This is a genomic window from Leisingera sp., from assembly GCF_034669605.1.
Classification (GTDB): Bacteria; Pseudomonadota; Alphaproteobacteria; order Rhodobacterales; family Rhodobacteraceae; genus Leisingera.
The window spans coordinates 1-4793 of sequence record NZ_JAXMOX010000276.1; the positions used below are offsets into that span (position 1 = coordinate 1).

The 4793-nt window shown below is 59.3% G+C and carries 5 protein-coding genes and 2 pseudogenes; all 7 read right to left on the reverse strand.

Annotated features, from left to right (window positions below):
* Nucleotides 1-695: pseudogene (locus VOI29_RS22565) on the reverse strand (DNA-directed RNA polymerase subunit beta); the annotation flags it as partial.
* Nucleotides 696-943: 248 nt separating this feature from the next.
* A complete protein-coding gene (rplL, locus tag VOI29_RS22570; RefSeq protein ID WP_259967561.1) occupies nucleotides 944-1318 on the reverse strand; it encodes a 50S ribosomal protein L7/L12 in 375 nt (124 codons plus the stop codon).
* An 80-nt stretch (nucleotides 1319-1398) separates the two neighbouring features.
* Complete coding sequence (gene rplJ, locus VOI29_RS22575; protein ID WP_024088523.1) at nucleotides 1399-1917, reverse strand: 50S ribosomal protein L10; 519 nt, start codon at nucleotides 1915-1917, stop codon at nucleotides 1399-1401.
* Between the two features lie 295 nt (nucleotides 1918-2212).
* Nucleotides 2213-3274 (reverse strand): Hint domain-containing protein, encoded by a 1062-nt coding sequence (locus tag VOI29_RS22580; protein ID WP_323783889.1) that lies wholly within the window; start codon nucleotides 3272-3274, stop codon nucleotides 2213-2215.
* 154 nt (nucleotides 3275-3428) lie between these two features.
* Nucleotides 3429-4127, reverse strand: coding sequence for a 50S ribosomal protein L1 (rplA, locus tag VOI29_RS22585; protein ID WP_323783891.1), 699 nt, complete (start codon nucleotides 4125-4127; stop codon nucleotides 3429-3431).
* Nucleotide 4128: 1 nt separating this feature from the next.
* Complete coding sequence (rplK, locus tag VOI29_RS22590) at nucleotides 4129-4554, reverse strand: 50S ribosomal protein L11 (protein ID WP_323783893.1); 426 nt, start codon at nucleotides 4552-4554, stop codon at nucleotides 4129-4131.
* Between the two features lie 128 nt (nucleotides 4555-4682).
* A pseudogene (locus VOI29_RS22595) lies at nucleotides 4683-4793 on the reverse strand (transcription termination/antitermination protein NusG); the annotation flags it as partial.

The following is a 4793-nucleotide window of genomic DNA, read 5'->3' on the forward strand; positions in this document are numbered from 1 at the left end:
TTGTAATAGGCGCCCATGATGGCGTCCTGGTCCAGGCCCAGGGCGTACAGCAGGGTGGTCACCGGCAGTTTGCGGCGGCGGTAGATGCGGGCAAAGACGATGTCCTTGGCGTCGAATTCGAAGTCGAGCCAGGAGCCGCGGTACGGGATGATGCGGCAGGCGAACAGCAACTTGCCCGAGGAGTGGGTCTTGCCTTTGTCGTGGTCGAAGAAGACGCCCGGCGAGCGGTGCATCTGGGACACGATCACGCGCTCGGTGCCGTTGACGACAAAGGTGCCGTTCGGGGTCATCAGGGGCATATCGCCCATGAAGACATCCTGTTCCTTGATATCCTTGACCGACTTGGCGCCGGTGTCTTCGTCGACATCAAAGACGATCAGGCGCAGGGTGACCTTCAGCGGCGCGCTGTAGGTCATGTCGCGCTGCATGCACTCTTCGACGTCGTACTTCGGCTTTTCAAACGCGTACTTCACGAACTCCAGAACGGAGGTTTCGTTGAAATCCTTGATCGGGAAAACCGACTGGAAAACACCTTTGATTCCTTCGCCGTCCAGCGGCTCGGCTTCATCGCCAGAGCGCAGGAAAAGGTCGTAGGAAGATTTCTGCACCTCAATGAGGTTCGGCATTTCCAGCACTTCGCGGATTTTGCCGTAATATTTGCGTAGACGTTTCTGGCCAAGGAACGATTGAGCCATGTCAGATGTCACCTTTCGAGTTCTCACCGGTCAAGGATGCCGCCGGGCCCCGGCACCTTGCCCATACGAGACAGCGTGTTCGGATCAATTCATGGCCACCGTCCCGAAGGCAGCCTCCCGATCCCTTGAACCTCGCCTGAAAAAACGCCTCTTGCCGGAGGCCCTTTCTAAGACAGGTTCGGCTGGGCCCGGAAAAACTCCGGACCCAGCCAAATTTCCGATGCATCGAAATGCACCAGGCGCAGGGCTTAGGCCAGCTCGACTTCGGCGCCAGCTGCTTCCAGCTTGGCTTTGACGTCTTCGGCTTCGTCCTTGGACACGCCTTCTTTGATCTTGCCGCCGGCTTCGACCAGTTCTTTGGCTTCTTTCAGGCCCAGACCGGTGATGCCGCGAACTTCCTTGATCACGTTGATCTTGGACGCGCCGGCGTTCTTCAGAACGACGTCGAATTCGGTCTTTTCTTCTTCGGCTGCACCGCCGGCGTCGCCGCCAGCTGCCATGACAACCGCGCCGCCAGCTGCGGGCTCGATGCCATACTCATCCTTCAGGATGGTTTTCAGTTCTTGTGCTTCCAGCAGGGTCAGACCCACGATGCTTTCTGCGAGTGCTTTCAGATCAGCCATTGTATCAGCTCTTTCCGTTTACAGTATGTGTGTTCCAACGTGCGGGCCTTGCCCCACGCCAGTCATTCAGTGCCAACCGCTTACGCAGCTTCCGCCTTCTCTTCGATGGTCGAAAGAATGCTTGCGATGTTGCTTGCAGGTGCGCCAATTGCGCCGGCGATGTTGGAAGCGGGTGCGCCAATGCAGCTTGCGATCTGAGCAATAAGCTCGTCGCGGGACGGCATTTTCGACACGGCTTCGACGCCTGCGCGGTCCAGAGCATTCTCACCCATTGCGCCGCCAAGGATCTCAAACTTTTTGTTTTCCTTGGCGAAACCCTCGGCCACTTTCGCAGCGGACACGGGGTCTTCGGAATAGGTCAGAACAGTCATCCCTGTCAGCAGGTCAGACATGTTTTCACACGGCTTTCCCTCAAGGGCGATTTTGGCGAGCCTGTTTTTGGCAACACGCACGGAGCTGTTCGCGTCGCTTGCACGCGCGCGCAGATCCTGCATCTCGGCAACTGTCAGACCGGCGTAGTGAGCTACCACCACGACGCCAGAGCTTTCGAAGATCTGGCCGAGTTCCTCGACCACTTTCTCTTTCTGGGCTCTATCCACAGTTCTCTCCAAGTTAGGGATGCTTATGCACCCCGGCTCATATTTGCCGGTCCCGAGGGTCCGGCGTTCAGGTCCGTTTTACGGGATGAGCCAAATCCGCCCGAGGGATTGAAAACCCTCGATCTTCTTGGTCTGTACCCGTCTCAGGAGGGAGATTAAGGCCCGATCGAAAGGCCACCCACCATCTTGGACGAAATGAAATAAAGCGCACGACGAATCGCACGCTTTATCTCGTAGCCGTAGTTAGTCGCATTTGAAGGGGTTTCCAAGGGGAAACTGGCGGCCGCAAGAAAATTCAGCGCGCGTCAAAACCGGCGCGCCCGCCACGGGACTCCAAACACCCCCTAAGGACACGCGCCTCCCCTGAGGTCAGCGTCATCGCCGCGGTCTGGCCGAACCGGGCACCCTCCCGGGCAAGGGATGGAAACAGGGACATCAGCTCACGGCGCTGCGCCCAATCCAACGCGGCCACCGATCCCGGCGCCAGAAAGAAGCTTTCTGTCAGGACGCCGTTGGATCTGACGATGCAGTGCCGGTCGAACATGACATGGAAATAGCGGATCACCGCCTGCTCCCGGATCCTGACCCCCGGAAGCCCGCAAAGATGTTTTGCCGCCACCAGAACATCCGCCTGACCGAACAGCATCTCTGCAACCGGCAGACTCACATGAACCCGGTGCTGCTGCGAAAGGACCAGCTCTCCGGCATTGCCAATCGCCCCGGGCGCAAAGACGACAGGTGCGAAACTCCCGCTGCCGCGGACCGATGCAGCCGCCACCCAGCGCACCGGCTGCAGACCGGCCTCTTTGGTCCAGACGCGCTGCCCCCTGGTGATGTCCTCGACGGCCACCTGGCCATCGGCGGTATCAATCAGTGTCCCGGCCCCAAAGCAGGTGACATAATCTTTGTAGCGCGACGTTCCGGTGTTCTGCCCACCGGTCTTTACATAGGATTTTCCGGCCTCAAGCGGCAGGTCCGTCGCATAGCCCCAGACATTGGATGTCTGACCGCCCTGCGAAAAGACATAGACCGTGATCTCCGGGCCGGAAGGGTTTCCGTTTTCGTCAAGCTGGCGCAGCAGAATATGCGATTCGGATTCCACCCGCGCGCCATCCGCAACGATGCCGCCGCCATCGGTTATGATGTGATCCGATTTCTGGTCGTCATTGAATTTGCCCCGTCCGCCGCCGGTATCATTCAGCGTGACCTGGGTTCCGGTACCGCCGAAATAGGCGAAAACTGTCCCGTTGGGCGTGTCGGAATTGTTGATGACCGCACCACCCACAATCGAGCCGTTAGAACTCGACGTGGCGATCAGACTCGAACTGTCCTGAGCGAAGAAACTGCGGTGTGCCATAGGTTGCAATTACGGATGCAGCCAGGCAAGCGCAAGGGTAAATAGTTAACAAAATCAAACCGTAGCGGCCATTTGCGAATGACACCGCCGACCGGCAAAAGAAAAGGCCCCGGGTGCGTCACCCAGGGCCCCTGTTCTGGCAATTCCGTCCCGATTACTCGGTGACAGCGTTGTCCACGTCAACCGTAACGCCCGGACCCATGGTCGAGGTCAGGTTGATTTTCTTCATGTACGCGCCCTTTGCGCCCGCCGGCTTGGCCTTGGCCACAGCCGAAACAAAGGCACGGACGTTTTCGACCAGCTTGGCTTCGTCAAAGGAGGCTTTGCCGACGCCTGCGTGCACAACGCCGCCTTTTTCCGCCTTGAACTGGACTTCGCCGCCCTTGGCCGCTTCAACAGCTGCCTTGACGTCCATGGTCACGGTGCCGACCTTGGGGTTCGGCATCAGGTTGCGCGGGCCGAGGATCTTACCCAGACGGCCGACAACCGGCATCATGTCCGGGGTAGCGATGCAACGGTCGAAATCGATGTTGCCGCCCTGGATGGCTTCCATCAGGTCTTCGGCGCCGACGATGTCCGCACCGGCCGCCTGAGCTTCTTCTGCCTTGGGGCCGCGGGCGAAAACCGCAACGCGCATGGCTTTGCCGGTGCCGTTCGGCAGGCCGACAACACCGCGGACCATCTGGTCTGCGTGGCGGGTGTCAACACCCAGGCTCATGGCGATTTCGACGGTTTCGTCGAATTTCGCGGTGGCGTTCGCCTTGATCAGGGAAACAGCCTCTTCGACCGACAGGTTATCTTTGCCAGCGAGAGCTTCGCGCGCGGCGCGGGTACGTTTACCGAGCTTTGCCATCTTACTTCACCTCGATGCCCATGGAGCGGGCAGAGCCCAGGATGATCTGCATTGCCGACTCGATGTCGTTGGCGTTCAGATCTTTCATCTTGGCCTCGGCGATTTCCCGCAACTGGGCCGCGGTCACGGTGCCGACGGTTTCACGCGACGGGGTTTTTGCACCCGACTTCACCTTGGCAGCCTTCTTCAGGTAGTAAGACGCGGGCGGCGTCTTGATGTCCATGGTGAAGGACTTGTCCTGATAGTAGGTGATCACGGTCGGGCACGGCGCGCCGGGCTCCATATCTGCGGTCTTGGCGTTGAACGCCTTGCAGAATTCCATGATATTGATGCCGCGCTGACCCAGCGCCGGACCAACCGGCGGGCTTGGGTTTGCCTGACCGGCTTTAACTTGCAGCTTCATCGTGCCGACGAGCTTCTTGGCCATTGGCCTTCTCCTTTTCCAACACCCTCAGGACGCGTCCTTCGGGCTGCTTTGCTGTGTGGTCCGGTTTTGGCACCGCGGTGCCGCTGCCTCCCACGCTCGGGGTGCCGGCCTTACCGGCCGGCGTCACATCAGATCTGTTTGGTGACCTGAGTGAAATCCAGTTCGACCGGGGTTTCCCGGCCAAAGATCGAAACGGTGACCTTGAGCTTCTGGCTGTCCTCGTCGACCTCTTCGACCAT